Origin of the sequence: Microcella pacifica (assembly GCF_009371975.2) — a bacterium.
GTDB lineage: Bacteria > Actinomycetota > Actinomycetes > Actinomycetales > Microbacteriaceae > Microcella > Microcella pacifica.
Window position 1 is genome coordinate 18,833 of the sequence record NZ_VIKT02000023.1, and the last position, 15,518, is coordinate 34,350.

Below are 15,518 nucleotides of genomic sequence, written 5' to 3' on the forward strand. Positions count from 1 at the left end.
GGTCGGTGCGGCGGGCCTCACAGCAGTGTGAGGATCTCCGCGCCGCGCTCGGTGACGACGAGCGTGTGCTCGAACTGCGCCGTCAACTGCTTGTCCTTGGTCGTGACCGTCCAGTCGTCAGCCCACAGGTCCCACTCGATCGTGCCGAGGGTGAGCATGGGCTCGATCGTGAAGACCATGCCGGGCTCCATCACGGTCGCGTACTGGGGCGCGGCGTCGTAGTGCGGCACGATGAGGCCGCTGTGGAACGAGCGCCCCACGCCGTGCCCGGTGAAGTCGCGCACGACGCCGTAGCCGAAGCGCTTGGCGTAGGCCTCGATCGCGCGGCCGATGACGTTGATCTGACGCCCGGGAGCCACCGCCTTGATGCCGCGCCGCAGAGCCTCCTCGGTGCGCTCGACGAGCAGCCGGGCATCCTCGCTCGCCTCGCCGACCAGGAACGAGCGGTTCAGGTCGCCATGCACGCCGTCCTTGAACGCCGTCACGTCGATGTTCACGAGGTCACCCTCGGCGATGACGGTGTCGTCGGGGATGCCGTGGCAGATGACCTCGTTGAGGCTCGTGCAGCACGACTTCGGGTAGCCGCGGTAGCCGAGGGTCGAGGGGTAGGCGCCGTGGTCGAGCATGAACTCGTGGGCGACGCGGTCGAGTTCGTCGGTCGTGACGCCCGGCGCGATGGCCGCGCCCGCCGCCTCGATCGCGCCAGCCGCGATGCGCCCTGCAGCGCGGATGCGCTCGATCGTCTCGGCGTCGTAGACGTCTCCGCCCACGTGCGGGCTCGGCTCGGCCTTGCCGACGTACTCGGGGCGCGGGATGCTCGGGGGCACCGCGCGCGGGGCTGAGAGTCGCCCGGCGACGAGGTGACCGGAACTGTCGCGGGGCATAGGTTGGAGTCTACCGATCGTGAGGAGAGCATCGTGGCGCACGGCGACGAGCAACAGTGGTGGTACAACCACAAGACGGGCGAGGTGGAGCAGGGCAAGCAGTCGCTCGGTTCCGAGCGCGACGGCCCCTACGCGACCGAGGCCGAGGCGCGCCGCGCCCCCGAGATCGCCGCCGAGCGCGCCCGCGCGTGGGCCGCGGAGGAGGCCGAGCGCGAGCACTAGCCCGCGTCGTGCCAGATCTGGCGCGAATGGGCGCTTGAGTTCGGCTCACGACCCACTTTGCGGCGAATCTGGGCCGCTCTGCGCACCGTGGGCTAGTTGGCGCGCTCTTGGAGCGCCTGCTCGGCGGTCGTGTCGCTGTAGCTGTGCTGCTCGTCGGGGTAGGTGCCCGACTCGACGTCCGCCTTGTACGCGAGAGCGGCATCCGTGAGTACCTGCCGCAGGTTCGCGTACTGCTTGACGAACTTCGGAATGCGGCCACCGGCGAGCCCCGCCCAGTCGGTCCACACGACGAGCTGGCCGTCGCAGTGCGGGCCGCCCCCGACAGAGATGGTCGGGATGCTCAGCTCGGCCGTCACGCGCTGCGCGGCCTCCGCGGGCACCATCTCGAGCACGACCGCGAAGGCGCCGGCTTCTTCGACCGCGTGCGCGTCGGCGAGCAGCTGATCGGCAGCGTCGCCACGGCCCTGGATGACGTGGCCCCCGAGGCCGTGCTCGCTCTGCGGCGTGAAGCCGATGTGCGCCATGACGGGGATGCCCGCCTCGACGATCCGGCGGATCTGCTCGGCAGACCGCACCCCGCCCTCGAGCTTCACGGCGTGCGCACCCGTCTCTTTCATGAAGCGGAACGCCGTGTGCAGGGCCTCGTCGGGCCCGGTCTCGTACGATCCGAAGGGCATGTCGGCGACGACGAGAGCGCGCTTGACGCCGCTCACGACGCCGCGCGTGAGGGGGATGAGGTCGTCGATCGTGACGGGCAGCGTCGTGTCGTAGCCGAGCACGGTGTTGCCCGCCGAGTCGCCGACGAGCAGGAAGTCGATGCCGGCCTCGTCGAAGATCTGGGCGGTGAGCACGTCGTACGACGTGAGGCCGGTGATCTTGATGCCCTGCTCTTTCGCCCGGGCGAAGTGGCGGGTGCGGACTCTCTTCGGTGATGCGTCAGCCATGCCGCCCAGCCTAGACCCGGGCTCTACTCGGTCGGTCTGTACGCGCGGGGGTCGACAGGCCGCCGCGACAGACAGCTACTCGGTCGGTCGGTACGTAATCGGCAGCCGCCGGTCGCGGCCGAACGCCATGCCCGAGATCTTCGGGCCGATCGCACCCTGGCGCCGCTTCCACTCGGCGCGGTCGACAAGCTGTGTGACGAAGTCGACGGTCTCGCGGTCGAAGCCGAGCGCGACGACGTCGTCGTGGCCGAGCGAGCGCGTGACATAGGCGTCGAGGATCGCGTCGAGCACCTCGTACGGCGGCAGCGTGTCCTGGTCGGTCTGGTCGGGCCGCAGTTCGGCGCTCGGCGGCTTCTCGATCGAGCCGCGGGGGATCGGCGGGGTCTCACCCCGGGCCTCGGCGTGCGCGTTGCGCCAGCGCGCGAGCTCCCACACGAGCAGCTTCGGCACGTCCTTGATGGGCGCGAACCCGCCGACCGAGTCGCCGTAGATGGTCGAGTAGCCGACCGCGAGCTCGGTCTTGTTGCCGGTCGTGAGCACGAGGTGCCCGTGCATGTTGGAGAGCCCCATGAGGATGACGCCGCGAATGCGCGCCTGCAGGTTCTCGGCCGCGACGCCGTCGAGCTGCAGTTGCGTCTCGACGGGCTCCACGAGCGGGGCGATGGGCTCGACCGAGTAGGGCATGCCGAGCCGCTCGGCGAGGTCGTCGGCGTCAGACCGGGAGTGGTCGGAGCTCCACTGCGAGGGCATCGAGACGCCGAAGACGTTCTCGGCGCCGATCGCGTCGGCGGCGATCGCCGCGCACACGCTCGAGTCGATGCCGCCCGAGAGGCCCAGGATCACGCTGCGGAAGCCGTTCTTGCGCACGTAGTCGCGCGTGCCGGCCACGAGAGCGTTCCAGACCTGCTCGCGGTCGTCCGCGAGCTCGGCGATGTCGCTCTCGAGCGGCGATCGGTCGGGGGAGCCCGCCGCGGCGAGCTCGACGCGCCGCACCGCGGGGGGAAGCTCGGCCTGGGCGGCCTCGGCCGCATCCACGTCGACGACGAGAAGGTGCTCGGCGAACTGCGGAGCGCGGGCGAGGATGCGGCCCGTGCCGTCCACCACGACGCTGTCCCCGTCGAAGACGAGGTCGTCCTGACCGCCGACGATGTTCACGTAGGCGACGACCGTGTCCGTCTCGGTCGCGCGCCGGGTCACGAGCGGCAGCCGCACCTCGTCCTTGTCGCGCTCGAAAGGGCTCGCGTTGAGCACGACGAGCACGCCAGCGTCGGCCTCGAGCACGCGGCCGACGGGGCCGCCGTCGCGCCACAGGTCCTCGCACACGATGATGGCCACGTCGACGCCGCGCACCCGCACGACGAGCAGCTCGTCGCCCGGGATGAACACCCGGTACTCGTCGAACACCGAGTAGTTGGGCAGGTGGTGCTTCGCGTAGCGGGCGAGCACCGTGCCGCCCTGCAGCACGCTCGCGCAGTTCTGCGCGATCGCGGTCGGGGCGTTCGAGGTGCCGAGCAGGCGCGGCTCGAAGGGACCCTCGGGGTGGCCGACGACGACGGCGAGATCGCCGAGGCCCTCCGCCTGCAGTCGCTCGGCGAGGGCGGGCACGGCGCGGCTCGCGGCGGCGAGGAACGACGGCCGGGAGGCGAGGTCCTCGATCGGATAGCCGGTGAGAGCCATCTCCCCGGTCACGAGGATGTCCGCACCCTGCCGCACGGCCGCTCGCGCGGCCTCGACGATCTGCTCGGTGTTGCCGAGAAGGTCCCCGACGACGGGGTTCGACTGGGCCAGGGCCAAGCGGAGTCGGGGCATACCCAGTAGCCTAATAGTGGGCCGGAGCGGTCTTTCTGAGCGTCACGAAAGGGCAGCATGGACAAGCAGCGCGACTTCGTTCTCCGCACGATCGAGGAGCGCGGCGTCAAGTTCGTGAGGCTCTGGTTCACCGACGTCGTGGGGGCTCTCAAGAGCGTCGCGATCGCCCCCGCAGAGGTGGAGGGCGCCTTTGCGGAGGGGCTCGGCATCGACGGCTCCTCGATCGAGGGGTTCACGCGCGCCTTCGAGGCCGATGTGCTCGCGCACCCCGACCCGACGACGTTCCAGATCCTTCCGTGGCGGGGCGAGGTCGACCCGACGGCACGCATGTTCTGCGACATCACCACCCCCGACGGCCAGCCGGCCGCCGCCGACCCGCGCAATGTGCTCAAGCGCACGCTCGCGAAAGCCGCCGATCGCGGGTTCACGTTCTACACGCACCCCGAGATCGAGTTCTACCTGCTCAAGAGCGCCTCGTACGGCCCCGAGGGTCCTCAACCGGTCGACCAGGCCGGTTACTTCGACAACGTGCCGGGCGGCTCGGCCCACGACTTCCGCCGCAGCGCCGTACGCATGCTCGAGGAGCTCGGCATCTCTGTGGAGTTCAGCCACCACGAGGCGGGGCCCGGCCAGAACGAGATCGACCTGCGGTACGCCGACGCGCTCACGACGGCCGACAACATCATGACGTTCCGCACCGTCGTCAAGGAGGTCGCGATCGAGCAGGGCGTGTACGCGACGTTCATGCCGAAGCCGCTCGCGAACCAGCCGGGCTCGGGCATGCACACCCACATGTCGCTCTTCGAGGGCGACACGAACGCCTTCTTCGACGCGTCGGGGGAGTACCAGCTCTCCAAGATCGGCCGCCAGTTCGTCGCGGGCATCCTGCAGCACGCTCCCGAGATCACGGCGGTGACCAACCAGTACGTGAACTCGTACAAGCGCATCTGGGGTGGGGACGAGGCGCCGAGCTACGTCACGTGGGGCCACAACAACCGGTCCGCCCTCATGCGCGTGCCGCTCTACAAGCCCGGCAAGGGGCAGAGCGCGCGCGTCGAGTACCGCGGCGTCGACTCCGCCGCGAACCCCTACCTCGCGTACTCCCTGCTGCTCGCCGCCGGCCTCAAGGGCATCGAGGAGGGCTATGACCTGCCCGCCGAGGCGGAGGACACCGTGTGGGAGCTCAGCGAGTCTGAGCGCCGCGCGCTCGGCTACAAGGCCCTGCCCTCGAGCCTCGACCGCGCGCTCGGGCTCATGGAGGAGAGCGAGCTCGTGGCGGAGACGCTGGGCGAGCAGGTCTTCAACTACGTGCTGCTCAACAAGCGTCGCGAGTGGCGCGAGTACCGGCTGCAGGTGACTCCGTACGAGCTCGAGAGCAACCTGCCGATTCTGTGATCGGGGGCAGCTGACGCCATGACGCGACCGCAGTCCACCCTCACCGAGCTCGCTCGGGTCGGTTTCACCGACCTCAGCGACGTGCGCGCGCTGCTCGAGACCCTCGACATCGCCACGGAGGATGCCGGTGTGTTCGGGCAGGCCGCCGACCCGGATCGCGCGCTGCGGGCCCTCGCGAGGCTGCAGGAGCAGCATCCGGAGGATGTTGCCGCCCTGTCGTCTCATGCCGAGTGGAGCGCTCGAGCCGTGCGCGTCGTCGGTGCGAGCGAGGGGCTCGCCGACTTCCTGCGCCGCCGCCCCCAGCAGCTCGAGGCACTGCGCGAGCGGCCGCCCGGCCCGCTGGGTGCGGCGACCTACCGCGCCGAACTCGCCGCGGCGGTCGAGGCCACCGACGACGTCGAGCAGGGCCGGGTCGCCCTGCGCGTGGCGTACCGGCGCCATCTCATGCTGCTCGCCGCCTGGGATCTCGAGCAGGATGACCCGCTGCAGGCGCAGCCTCTCGTCTCGGAGGGGCTCGCCGACCTCGCCGGGGCGGCCCTCGACGCGGCGCTTCTGCTCGCCCGCCGCGCCTCGACCTTCCCCGCGGAGGATGTCGAGCGCACGAAGCTCGCGATCATCGGCATGGGTAAGGCGGGCGCGCGCGAGCTCAACTACATCAGCGACGTCGACGTGATCTACGTCGCCGACGCCGCCGAGGGCCTCGAGACCGCGCGGGCGGTCGAGATCGCGACGAGGCTCGCGGCGGAGACGGCGCGCGGCATTCAGGACCCGGCGCTCGAGCCCCCGCTGTGGGAGGTCGACGCGAACCTGCGGCCGGAGGGCAAGGACGGCGCGCTCGTCCGCACGCTCGACTCGCACCGGGCGTACTACGAGCGCTGGGCGAAGAGCTGGGAGTTCCAGGCGCTGCTCAAGTCGCGCCCGCTCGCGGGCGACGCCGAGCTCGGGCAGCGCTACTGCGACACCGTCCATCCCATGGTCTGGTCCATCTCTCAGCGGGACGGCTTCGTGGAGTCGGTGCAGCGCATGCGCGAGCGCGTCACCGACCACATCCCCGACGATGAGCTGGATGTTCAGCTCAAGCTCGGCCCCGGCGGGCTGCGCGACATCGAGTTCACTATCCAGCTCCTCCAGCTCGTTCACGGGCTGCACGACGATCGCGTCCGCCAGCCCGACACGCTGGGCGCTCTCGCGTCCCTCGCCGAGCACGGCTACATCGGGCGCGTCGAGGCCGCAGAGTTCTCGACCGACTACCGCACGCTGCGCGTCATGGAGCACCGCGTGCAGCTCGACCAGCTGCGCCGCACCCACCTCATGCCCCGCGACGAGGACCGCTTGCGGGTCCTCGCCCGGGCGACGGGCCTCGCCGGCTCGGCCGACGAGATCGTCGCGCTCTGGCAGAGCACGCGCTTTGCGGTGCGCTCACTGCACGAGAAGCTCTTCTACCGCCCGCTCCTCACCGCCGTGGCGTCCCTTCCCGAGGGCGGTCTCGCACTCACGAGCGACCAGGCCGAGGCGCGACTCGCGGCGATTGGCTTCACCGACCCGGCCGGCGCGCTGCGTCACATCGCCGCGCTCACGAGCGGGGTGTCGCGCCGCGCGGCGATCCAGCGCACGCTTCTGCCGGTCATCCTGCAGTGGCTCGCCGACGGCGCCGACCCCGATTACGGCCTCCTCGCCTTCCGCAAGCTCAGCGAGGCTCTCGGCGAGTCGTACTGGTTCCTGCGCATGCTGCGTGATTCGAGCGGCGCAGCGGAGCGGCTCACGAAGGTGCTCGCCGCCTCGCGGTACGTGGGCGGGCTCTTCGAGCGGAATCCGGAGGGTGCGGCCTGGCTCGAGAACGACGAGGAGCTGCGGCCTCGATCTCTGGATGCCCTGCTCGAGGAGACTCGAGCCACGGTGGCCCGGCACGACGGCGACACCGATGCGGCGGCGAAAGCCCTGCGCACGGCCCGCCAGCGCGAGATCCTGCGCCTCGCACTCTCGGGAATCCTCGACGTGTCGACGATCCAAGAGGTAGGGCGCGGCCTGACCGCGGTCACGACCGCGCTCCTGACGGGAGTGCTCTCGCTGGCGCACCGGCCCGACGACGGCATCGAGTTCGCCATCATCGGCATGGGTCGCTACGGCGGCGGCGAACTCGGTTTCGGCAGCGACACCGACGTCCTCTACGTCTACCGTGACGTGGGCGCGGGGGAGCGGGCGCAAGCGACAGCGGAGGGGATCGTGCGCGACCTCGGTCGCCTCACCGAGGACCTTCGACTGCCTCTGGATCTGGATGCCGACCTGCGCCCGGAGGGCAAGAACGGCCCCATGGTGCGGTCGCTCGACTCCTATCGGGCCTACTACGCCCGCTGGTCGCTCACGTGGGAGGCGCAGGCCCTCCTGCGGGCCCACGCCGTCGCGGGGGACGATGCCCTCGGGCAGGACTTCCTCGCCCTCGCCGACACGGTGCGGTACCCGGACGAACTGCCGGCTGCGGACGCGCGCGAGGTGCGCCGCATCAAGGCGCGAGTCGAGTCGGAGCGGCTGCCGCAGGCCGCGGACCCTGCTCGCCACGTGAAGCTCGGACGAGGCTCCCTGAGCGACGTGGAGTGGTTCGTGCAGCTGCTGCAGCTGCAGCACGCGGCCGCCAAGCCCGCTCTCAAGACGACCTCGACGCTCGAGGCGCTCGATGCTGTCGTCGAGGCCGGCCTCGTGACCGACGCCGATGCGGCGAAACTGCGCGACGCGTGGATCATCGCCTCGCGCGTGCGCTCGGCTCTCACCCTCTGGCTCAACAAGACTGCCGACGTTCTGCCGGGTGACCGACTGCAGCTCGAGGGCATCGCGCGGCTCATGGGGTATCCGCCCGGGTGCGCCTCTCTGCTCGAGGAGGACTACCTGCGCACGACTCGTCAGGCGCGCCAGGTCTTCGAGCGCGGGTTCTACGACGCCTGAGGCGCTCGCGACGCGGTGCGGCGCACGGCTCGGGCTCGCACGCTGCGAGGCCCGGAACGCCGCGAGGGCCCCGCTCCGGAACGGAACGAGGCCCTCGTGGTGCTGTGGCGCGACTGCTAGACGCTGAAGTACATCTCGTACTCGAACGGGTGCGGGCGCTGTGCGAAGGGGAGGAGCTCCTTCTCGCGCTTGTACTCGATCCATGCCTCGATGACGTCCTTGGTGAAGACGCCACCCTGCAGCAGGAACTCGTGGTCGGCCTCGAGAGCGTCGAGAGCGGCATCCAGCGAGGCGGGCGCCTGCGGAATGCTCTTGGCCTCCTCGGGCGGGAGCTCGTAGAGGTCCTTGTCGACGGGCTCGTGCGGCTCGATCTTGTTGATGATGCCGTCGATGCCGGCCATCATCTGCGCCGCGAACGCGAGGTACGGGTTGCCCGAGGCGTCCGGCGCACGGAACTCGATGCGCTTGGCCTTGGGGTTCGTGCCCGTGATGGGGATACGGATCGCGGCCGAGCGGTTGCCCGCCGAGTACACGAGGTTGACGGGGGCCTCGAAGCCCGGGATGAGGCGGTGGTAGGAGTTCACCGTGGGGTTGGTGAACGCCATGACCGACTTCGCGTGCTTGAGGAGACCGCCGATGTACCAGCGAGCGATGTCGCTGAGACCGCCGTAGCCCGCCTCGTCGTAGAAGAGCGGCTCGCTGCCGTTCCACAGCGACTGGTGGGTGTGCATGCCCGAGCCGTTGTCGCCCATGAGCGGCTTCGGCATGAAGGTCGCGACCTTGCCCCACTCGAGCGCCGTGTTCTTGACGATGTACTTGAACTTCAGGATGTCGTCGGCAGCGGAGACCATCGTGTCGAACTTGTAGTTGATCTCGCCCTGACCGGCGGTGCCGACCTCGTGGTGGCTGCGCTCGACGTCGAGACCGACCTCGAGGAGCTTCATGACAATGTCGTCACGCAGGTCGGCGTGGTGGTCGACGGGGGTGACGGGGAAGTAGCCGCCCTTGTACGGGGTCTTGTTGGCGAGGTTTCCGCCCTCTTCCGTGCGGCCGGTGTTCCACGCGGCCTCGCTCGAATCGACCTCGTAGTACGACTTGTTCTGCTTCACCTCGTACTTGACGTCGTCGAAGATGTAGAACTCGGCCTCGGGGGCGAAGAACGCCGTGTCGGCGATGCCCGTCGAGGCGAGGAACTTCTCCGCCTTCTTGGCGACCTGGCGCGGGTCGCGACCGTAGATCTCGCCCGTACGGGGGTTGTAGATGTCGAAGATCATGATGAGCGTGCGCTCGGTGCGGAACGGGTCGACGTAGCACGTCGAGACGTCCGGGATGAGCTGCAGGTCAGACTCGTGGATCGACTGGAAGCCTCGGATGGACGAGCCGTCGAAGAGCTGGCCGACGGTGAAGAAGTCCTCGTCGACCGTCGCGGCGGGGATGTTGAAGTGCTGCTGGACACCGGGAAGGTCGGTGAATCGGATGTCGAGGAACTTGACGTCCGTGTCCTTGATGAACTTCAGCACCTCGGAAGAATCACTGAACATGTGACTGATCTCCTGAGCTTTGGTACGGGAAAGGGGCGCGATCGCGCCGTGACTCAAACCTAGGGGGCAGGGGTTTCCCTGCAGTGTCCCTTATGTTTCGGGGATGTTACGCCGAGCCTGGTTCACCCTGCGAGCACCCTGGGGCCCGGATGCTCAGCTCACCGCCTGCGCGAACGCCTCCGTCGTCTCGGCCAGTGCGCGCATCGAGTCGGGGATGGGTCGACCCTTCGCGACCATCGACTGCGCCCACAGGCGCCCCGCCCGGTAGCTCGAGCGCACGAGCGGTCCGGCGAGCACGCCGAGGAACCCGATCTCCTCAGCCTCCTGCTTGATCGCGACGAACTCCGCGGGCTTGACCCACCGGTCGATCGGGTGATGGCGCGCCGTCGGGCGCAGGTACTGCGTGATCGTGATGATGTCGGTGCCCGCGGCGTGCAGGTCGCGCAGAGCCTGCGAGACCTCCTCGCGCGTCTCTCCCATGCCGAGGATGAGGTTCGACTTCGTGATGAGCCCGTAGTCGCGCGCCTGAGTGATGACGTCGAGCGACCGCTCGTAGCGGAAGGCCGGCCGAATGCGCTTGAAGATGCGCGGAACGGTCTCCACGTTGTGGGCGAAGACCTCGGGCCGCGAGTCGAAGACGACCCGCAGCAGCTCGGGGTTGCCGCTGAAGTCCGTCGCGAGCAGCTCGACCCCCGTGCCGGGGTTGAGCTCGTGGATCTGGCGCACCGTCTCGGCGTGCAGCCACGCTCCCTCGTCGGGCAGGTCGTCGCGGGCGACGCCCGTCACGGTCGCGTAGCGCAGGTTCATCTCCACGACGGACTCCGCGACGCGACGCGGTTCGTCGGTGTCGTAGTCGGCGGGCTTGCCCGTGTCGATCTGGCAGAAGTCGCAGCGACGCGTGCACTGGCTGCCCCCGATGAGGAACGTCGCCTCACGGTCCTCCCAGCACTCGTAGATGTTCGGGCAGCCGGCCTCCTGGCACACGGTGTGCAGCTGCTTCTCGCCCACGAGTGCGCGCAGCGCGCTGAACTCGGGGCCCATCTTCGCGGTCGTCTTGATCCACTCGGGCTTCTTCTCGATGGGCGTCGCGGCGTTGCGCACCTCGAGCCGCAGCATCTTGCGACCCTCGGTCGGGGCGTGGGGGAGTGCGGTCATGCGGGAACCTCCTCGGTTCGGCCCACTGCGTCGAGCACGAGCGGGCGGAAGTGGCGTTGGACGAGCGGGACGACGTCGCCGGGAGTCACGGTGCGGCCGAGCTCGTGGGAGACGCTCGTCACCCCCGCATCGGCGAGCCCGCAGGCGATGATCCGGCGGTAGGGCTCGAAGGAGTTGGAGCAGTTGAGGGCGAAGCCGTGCGACGTCACGCCCTGGGCGACGCGAATGCCGATCGCCGCGATCTTGTCGGTGCCGCGCATCCAGACCCCGCTGCGGCCGGGTACGCGATCGGCGCCAGCGATGCCGAGATCGCCGAGGACCGCGATGAGCATGCCTTCGAGGTGCCGCACGTACGCGACGACGTCGACGGGCTCCCGCAGGTGCACGATGGGGTACCCGACGAGCTGGCCGGGGCCGTGCCAGGTGATCTTGCCCCCGCGATCCACGTCGATGACGGGGGTGCCGTCAGAGGGTCTCTCCTGGGGCTCGGTGCGTTTACCCGCCGTGTAGACGCTCTCGTGCTCGAGCAGCATGACGGTATCGGGCGCCCGGCCCTCGACGACGGCGGCGTGCAGGGCACGCTGCTGCTCGAGACCCGACAGATACGGCACGGAGTTGGCGCTTAGCCCCGTGACGACACAGTCGATCACGAGGCCAGTGTACGCGCCGTGCTCCGAGCCGCCTGCGAGCGCGCTCGCAGACGAGCACTTCTAGACTGCTGTCGTGACCCCCGATAGCGAGCTGCCCGACTGGCCGGGCCAGCGGCTCGGGCTCCCTGAGAACGGGCCCCGCTCGGTCGCACGCATAGGCCGGCGCCTCGCGGCCATCGCGATCGACTGGGGCATCGCGGTGCTCATCGCGGTCGCGTTCTTCGACTACGACCCGCTCGCGACGCTCGCGGTCTTCGTCGGCATGCAGATCCTGTTCACGGTCGTCGTGAACGCGAGCGTCGGCCACCTGCTGCTCGGGATGCGCGTCGTCCCCATGGCCGGGGGCCTCCTGGGCGTGTGGCGGCCGGTTGTGCGCGCCGCGCTCATCGCGCTCGTGCTGCCCGCGGTGTTCTGGAACGTGGACCAGCGCGGGCTGCACGATCGGGCGGCTGGCACGATCCTGCTGCGTCGCTGAGCTAGCGAGGCTGGCGGGGCGCGCGCACCTTCGTCGGGTCGATGCCCTTGGGGATCGGGAGGCTCGACGACTTGCTCAGCGAGCTCAGGCGGTTGTTGACGGCGAGCACTTCGGCCTTCGTGAGCGTCTTCTTGTGGCCGTTGAGGGTCTTCGCGAGGCGCTCGAGCTTCGTCGACTCGGCGTCGGGGCCGACGTGGACGAAGTGCACGGGCACGTTCGGCACGATGCGGTTGACGTTGCGGCGCTCGTCCTCGAGCATCCGGCGGGTGCGGGACTGAGGGCCCTCGCCGATAAGGACGACGCCCGGCTTTCCCACCGCGCGGTAGACGGCATCCTGGGTGCGGGGAGAGACCGTGACGGGCATCTCGCTCGCCTGCCAGGCGCGGCGCAGCGACGACTTGAGCACGGCGCCCACGGCGCCCGGCTGTCCCTCGATCTGCCGATACGCGACGCGCTCAGCTCGGCGGCCCAGCACGATGAGGAAGACGAGGAGCCCTCCCATGAGGCCCGCGACCACGTACAGGATGATGCCGATGACGTTGTCGCCGGAGAGCACGATGGCGAGCACGATGCCTGCGGCGAGGGGCAGGACGAAGCCGGCGATCATGAACCACAACGACGCGGGGTCCATGCGGCGTGTCATGTTGAAGACCTGCCACATCTGCTTCATGCGGCCGGGCTCTTTGGGGGGAGTCGAGGAGGAGGTGCGTGCCATGGTCTCTAGGATAGGCCCCCGCGCGGGGGTTCTCGGCGGCTGCTCCTCCCGATCGATCGTCGACACCGCGCTCCTCCCCACGTCCCCGTTCGCGGGGCGCAGCCGTGCCGCCCGTGCTCGACAGTGGGGGCATGGTGTCGAGCGCGCCGACGGCGCAGGTCGCGGGCTACTCGATCGTGCGCGTGCTCGCGCGCGATCCGCGAGCAACGCTCCTGCTCGCGCAGCATGACGGGCAGCCGTGCGTGCTGCGCATCGTCGCGGAGGAGTACGACGCGGCTCGGCTCGATCGCGAGATCGACGCTCGCGCCCGCGCGGCCCACGAGCACGCGGCGACCGTGCTCGATCTCGCGACGAGCGATACCGGCGCTCCCGTCGTCGTGCTCGAGCATCTCTCCGGCCCACGACTCGACGAACTGCTCGACCGTCGCCGCGGCGACCTGTCGGCGGGCGAGGCGGTCACGCTCATCGTGCCCCTTCTCGAGGCTGTCACGACGGCGCACGATCGTGGGCTCACCTTCGGCGGGCTCGCGGTGGACGGGATCCGGCTGCGCTCAGATGGGGCGCCCGTGATCACCCGGTTCAGCGCGGCACGGGCGGGAGCCGTGCTTCCCCCGCACTTCCGAGGCCGGGAGGCCGAGTATCGCGTCGATCATGACAGCGCTCGGTCTCTCGCCGCGGTCATCGCGCGCCACGTCGCGACTCCGCCGGGCGACGCGCTCCTGGCGGTGCTCGAGGGCGACCCGGCGGCAGATCTCGCCGCCGGGTTCCGGTCCACCGTCGCTGCGCTCTTCGACTGCGCAGAGCCCGCGCCGGTGCGCACCGCTCCGAGCTCCGCGCGCCCTGGCGATCCCGATGTGCGCGACCGCGGAGTCCTGCACCCGCCGGGTGCCCGCGACGGCGGCGTGCGGGAACCGCGTGCGCTCCCCTCGGGGGCGGCTCCTCTCCGTGACGCTCCGACGCCACCAGGCGAGAGTCGGCTCGCCCCACTACTACGACGTCTGGCACTCCCTGACGCCCTCGCGCACACCGTCCTCGCCGCTGAGGCGCGTCTCGTGGCGCTCGGCGCTGCCGTGCGAGCGCGGTCTCTCCCCGGCGTGAGGCCCCGCACTGTTGCGCTGGGGGTTGCTGGCGCGGTCTCGGTGCTTCTCGCCCTGCTGATCCTGGGCGCCGGGAACTCTGACGAGGATGACGGGTCGACGGCGGGCCCGGCCGCCTCCGCGTCGCCGTCGGAACGGCCCGCGATGTCGCAGGGGTCGACACCGCTGCGCGACGAGCGGGACGAGGCGCCGGAGCGGCATCTCAGTCCGGAGCCAGAGCAGTGGGTCGACATCGTGAGCGTCCTCGTCGAGCGCTGGCTGATCTGTCGCGAACGAGTGGCCGTAGCGGCGTGCGCGCCCGACTCGACTCACGCGGGATCGTCAGCTGAGGCGGCCCTTCACACTCCGGAAGAGGACTCGGTGGTCGCCCTGCAGGCGTGGAGCGAGGGCGAGCGCGAGCTCGTCGTCGTCGAGCGGATGGGCGCAGCAGTCATCGTGGACCTCGTCGGGCCGGAGACGACGACGGCCTCGCTCCTGCTGATGAGGAGCGAGGCCGGCTGGCGTCTTCGCGACGTGCTCGTGGAGCCGTCGGGAGGCTAGATGCCGAGGTCGCCGTCGAAGTCGGCCTCTTCGAGGCGCTCCTTGATCGCGGTCAGGAAGCGCGCAGCGTCCGCGCCGTCGATGATGCGGTGATCGTAGGAGAGCGCGAGGTAGACGGTCGACCGCACCGCGATCACGTCGGAGCCGTCGACCGTCATGACGACGGGCTTCTTGGTCACGACACCGGTGCCGAGAATGGCGACCTGGGGCAGGAAGACGACCGGGGTGTCGAAGAGCGCGCCGCGCGAGCCCGTGTTCGTGAGCGTGAAGGTGCCGCCCGCGAGCTCGTCGGGCTTGAGCTTGTTGTCGCGCGTGCGCTCGGCGAGGTCGGCGATTTCGCGGGCGAGATCGGCGATCGACAGGTCGCCCGCGTTGCGGATGACCGGCGTGAGGAGCCCGCGCTCGGTGTCGACCGCGATCGAGAGGTTCTCCGACTCCGGGTAGACGATCGTGTCGTCCTCGACCGTCGCGTTGATGATCGGGAAGGCCTGCAGGGCCTCGGTCGTCGCCTTCGCGAAGAACGGCAGGAAGCTGAGCTTGAGGCCGGTCGCCGTGAGGAACGTATCCTTCACGGCCGTGCGCAGGGCGGCGACTTTCGTGACATCGACCTCGACGACGGTCGTGAGCTGCGCGGTCGACTGCATCGAGACGACGGCGCGCTCGGCGATGACCTTGCGCAGGCGCGACATGGACTCGCTCGTGCCGCGCAGCGGTGAGGCCTCGAGGGGCTTCCGCGTGGGCGCGCTGGAGGTCGCCGTGCCGCCGCTCTCGGCGGCGTCGAGCACATCCTGCTTGCGAATGCGCCCGCCGACCCCCGTGCCCGACACGGTGGAGAGGTCGACACCGCGCTCCTGAGCGAGCTTGCGCACGAGCGGCGTGATGTAGCCCGCGGCGCTCGCATCGGGAGCACTGGCCTGTGCCGGTGCGGAGGTCTGTGCCGGTGCGGAGGGCTGTGCGGGAGCGGAGGGCTCGGCCGGCGCAGAGGGCTCCGCCGGAGCGCTCGGCTCCGCGGGCGCCGACTGCTGGGCGGGAGCAGACGGTGCAGCGGGGGCGGACGGCTCCGCGGGTGCGCTGGGCTCCGCGGGTGCGCTGGGCTCGGCCGGCGCGCTGGGCTCGGCCGGCGCGCTGGGCTCGGCCGGCGCGCTGGGCTCCGC

At 70.2% G+C, this 15,518-nt stretch carries 13 protein-coding genes; 5 read left to right on the forward strand and 8 right to left on the reverse strand.

Annotation, left to right across the window (positions count from 1 at the left end; all coding sequences use genetic code 11):
* Positions 1–17 precede the first annotated feature (17 nt).
* Positions 18–884 (reverse strand): type I methionyl aminopeptidase, encoded by an 867-nt coding sequence (gene map, locus FK219_RS11540; RefSeq protein ID WP_152584070.1) that lies wholly within the window; start codon positions 882–884, stop codon positions 18–20.
* 33 nt (positions 885–917) lie between these two features.
* On the opposite strand from map, the gene FK219_RS11545 reads away from it, so the two are divergent.
* Positions 918–1,106 carry a methionine aminopeptidase gene (locus FK219_RS11545; protein WP_152584071.1) on the forward strand — a complete coding sequence of 63 codons (189 nt, stop codon included), beginning with the start codon at positions 918–920 and terminating at the stop codon, positions 1,104–1,106.
* A 92-nt stretch (positions 1,107–1,198) separates the two neighbouring features.
* Here the strand turns inward: FK219_RS11545 and panB are convergent, their stop codons facing one another.
* Positions 1,199–2,050: a 3-methyl-2-oxobutanoate hydroxymethyltransferase gene (panB, locus tag FK219_RS11550; RefSeq protein ID WP_152584072.1), complete on the reverse strand. Its 852-nt coding sequence runs from the start codon at positions 2,048–2,050 to the stop codon at positions 1,199–1,201.
* A 75-nt stretch (positions 2,051–2,125) separates the two neighbouring features.
* Positions 2,126–3,859, reverse strand: a complete 1,734-nt coding sequence (locus FK219_RS11555; protein WP_152584073.1) for an NAD+ synthase — start codon at positions 3,857–3,859, stop codon at positions 2,126–2,128.
* Positions 3,860–3,916: 57 nt separating this feature from the next.
* Between FK219_RS11555 and glnA (FK219_RS11560) the strand changes: the two genes are divergently transcribed.
* Together glnA (FK219_RS11560) and FK219_RS11565 are read left to right on the forward strand one after the other, a co-directional pair.
* Entirely contained in the window at positions 3,917–5,254 is a 1,338-nt protein-coding gene (glnA, locus tag FK219_RS11560) for a type I glutamate--ammonia ligase (RefSeq protein ID WP_152584074.1), read from the forward strand.
* Between the two features lie 18 nt (positions 5,255–5,272).
* Positions 5,273–8,191 (forward strand): bifunctional [glutamine synthetase] adenylyltransferase/[glutamine synthetase]-adenylyl-L-tyrosine phosphorylase, encoded by a 2,919-nt coding sequence (locus FK219_RS11565; protein ID WP_152584075.1) that lies wholly within the window; start codon positions 5,273–5,275, stop codon positions 8,189–8,191.
* Between the two features lie 116 nt (positions 8,192–8,307).
* On the opposite strand, the gene glnA (FK219_RS11570) is transcribed toward FK219_RS11565, so the two are convergent.
* The 3 genes from glnA (FK219_RS11570) to lipB form a co-directional block, all read right to left on the reverse strand.
* Complete coding sequence (glnA, locus tag FK219_RS11570; protein ID WP_152584076.1) at positions 8,308–9,732, reverse strand: type I glutamate--ammonia ligase; 1,425 nt, start codon at positions 9,730–9,732, stop codon at positions 8,308–8,310.
* 153 nt (positions 9,733–9,885) lie between these two features.
* Positions 9,886–10,887, reverse strand: coding sequence for a lipoyl synthase (gene lipA, locus FK219_RS11575; protein WP_152584077.1), 1,002 nt, complete (start codon positions 10,885–10,887; stop codon positions 9,886–9,888).
* Positions 10,884–11,537: a lipoyl(octanoyl) transferase LipB gene (gene lipB / locus FK219_RS11580; RefSeq protein WP_152584078.1), complete on the reverse strand. Its 654-nt coding sequence runs from the start codon at positions 11,535–11,537 to the stop codon at positions 10,884–10,886. The genes lipA and lipB overlap by 4 nt, the downstream gene beginning before the upstream one ends.
* 73 nt (positions 11,538–11,610) lie before the next feature.
* Here lipB and FK219_RS11585 point away from each other — a divergent pair, with 73 nt between their 5' ends.
* Positions 11,611–12,012: an RDD family protein gene (locus FK219_RS11585; protein WP_152584079.1), complete on the forward strand. Its 402-nt coding sequence runs from the start codon at positions 11,611–11,613 to the stop codon at positions 12,010–12,012.
* 1 nt (position 12,013) lies between these two features.
* On the opposite strand, the gene FK219_RS11590 is transcribed toward FK219_RS11585, so the two are convergent.
* Positions 12,014–12,727 carry a DUF4191 domain-containing protein gene (locus tag FK219_RS11590; RefSeq protein ID WP_152584080.1) on the reverse strand — a complete coding sequence of 238 codons (714 nt, stop codon included), beginning with the start codon at positions 12,725–12,727 and terminating at the stop codon, positions 12,014–12,016.
* A 131-nt stretch (positions 12,728–12,858) separates the two neighbouring features.
* Between FK219_RS11590 and FK219_RS11595 the strand changes: the two genes are divergently transcribed.
* Positions 12,859–14,364 (forward strand): serine/threonine-protein kinase, encoded by a 1,506-nt coding sequence (locus tag FK219_RS11595; protein WP_152584081.1) that lies wholly within the window; start codon positions 12,859–12,861, stop codon positions 14,362–14,364.
* Here FK219_RS11595 and sucB read toward each other — a convergent pair.
* The coding region (gene sucB, locus FK219_RS11600) for a 2-oxoglutarate dehydrogenase, E2 component, dihydrolipoamide succinyltransferase (RefSeq protein ID WP_152584082.1) at positions 14,361–15,518 on the reverse strand (1,158 nt) is incomplete at its 5' end. The genes FK219_RS11595 and sucB overlap by 4 nt on opposite strands.

Excerpts from the sequence above, each read along its gene's own strand:
- map (WP_152584070.1), bottom strand. The coding sequence starts at position 884 with ATGCCCCGCGACAGTTCCGGTCACCTCGTCGCCGGGCGACTCTCAGCC.
- panB (WP_152584072.1), bottom strand. The coding sequence starts at position 2,050 with ATGGCTGACGCATCACCGAAGAGAGTCCGCACCCGCCACTTCGCCCGG.
- FK219_RS11555 (WP_152584073.1), bottom strand. The coding sequence starts at position 3,859 with ATGCCCCGACTCCGCTTGGCCCTGGCCCAGTCGAACCCCGTCGTCGGG.
- glnA (WP_152584074.1), top strand. The coding sequence starts at position 3,917 with ATGGACAAGCAGCGCGACTTCGTTCTCCGCACGATCGAGGAGCGCGGC.
- FK219_RS11565 (WP_152584075.1), top strand. The coding sequence starts at position 5,273 with ATGACGCGACCGCAGTCCACCCTCACCGAGCTCGCTCGGGTCGGTTTC.
- glnA (WP_152584076.1), bottom strand. The coding sequence starts at position 9,732 with ATGTTCAGTGATTCTTCCGAGGTGCTGAAGTTCATCAAGGACACGGAC.
- lipA (WP_152584077.1), bottom strand. The coding sequence starts at position 10,887 with ATGACCGCACTCCCCCACGCCCCGACCGAGGGTCGCAAGATGCTGCGG.
- FK219_RS11590 (WP_152584080.1), bottom strand. The coding sequence starts at position 12,727 with ATGGCACGCACCTCCTCCTCGACTCCCCCCAAAGAGCCCGGCCGCATG.
- FK219_RS11595 (WP_152584081.1), top strand. The coding sequence starts at position 12,859 with ATGGTGTCGAGCGCGCCGACGGCGCAGGTCGCGGGCTACTCGATCGTG.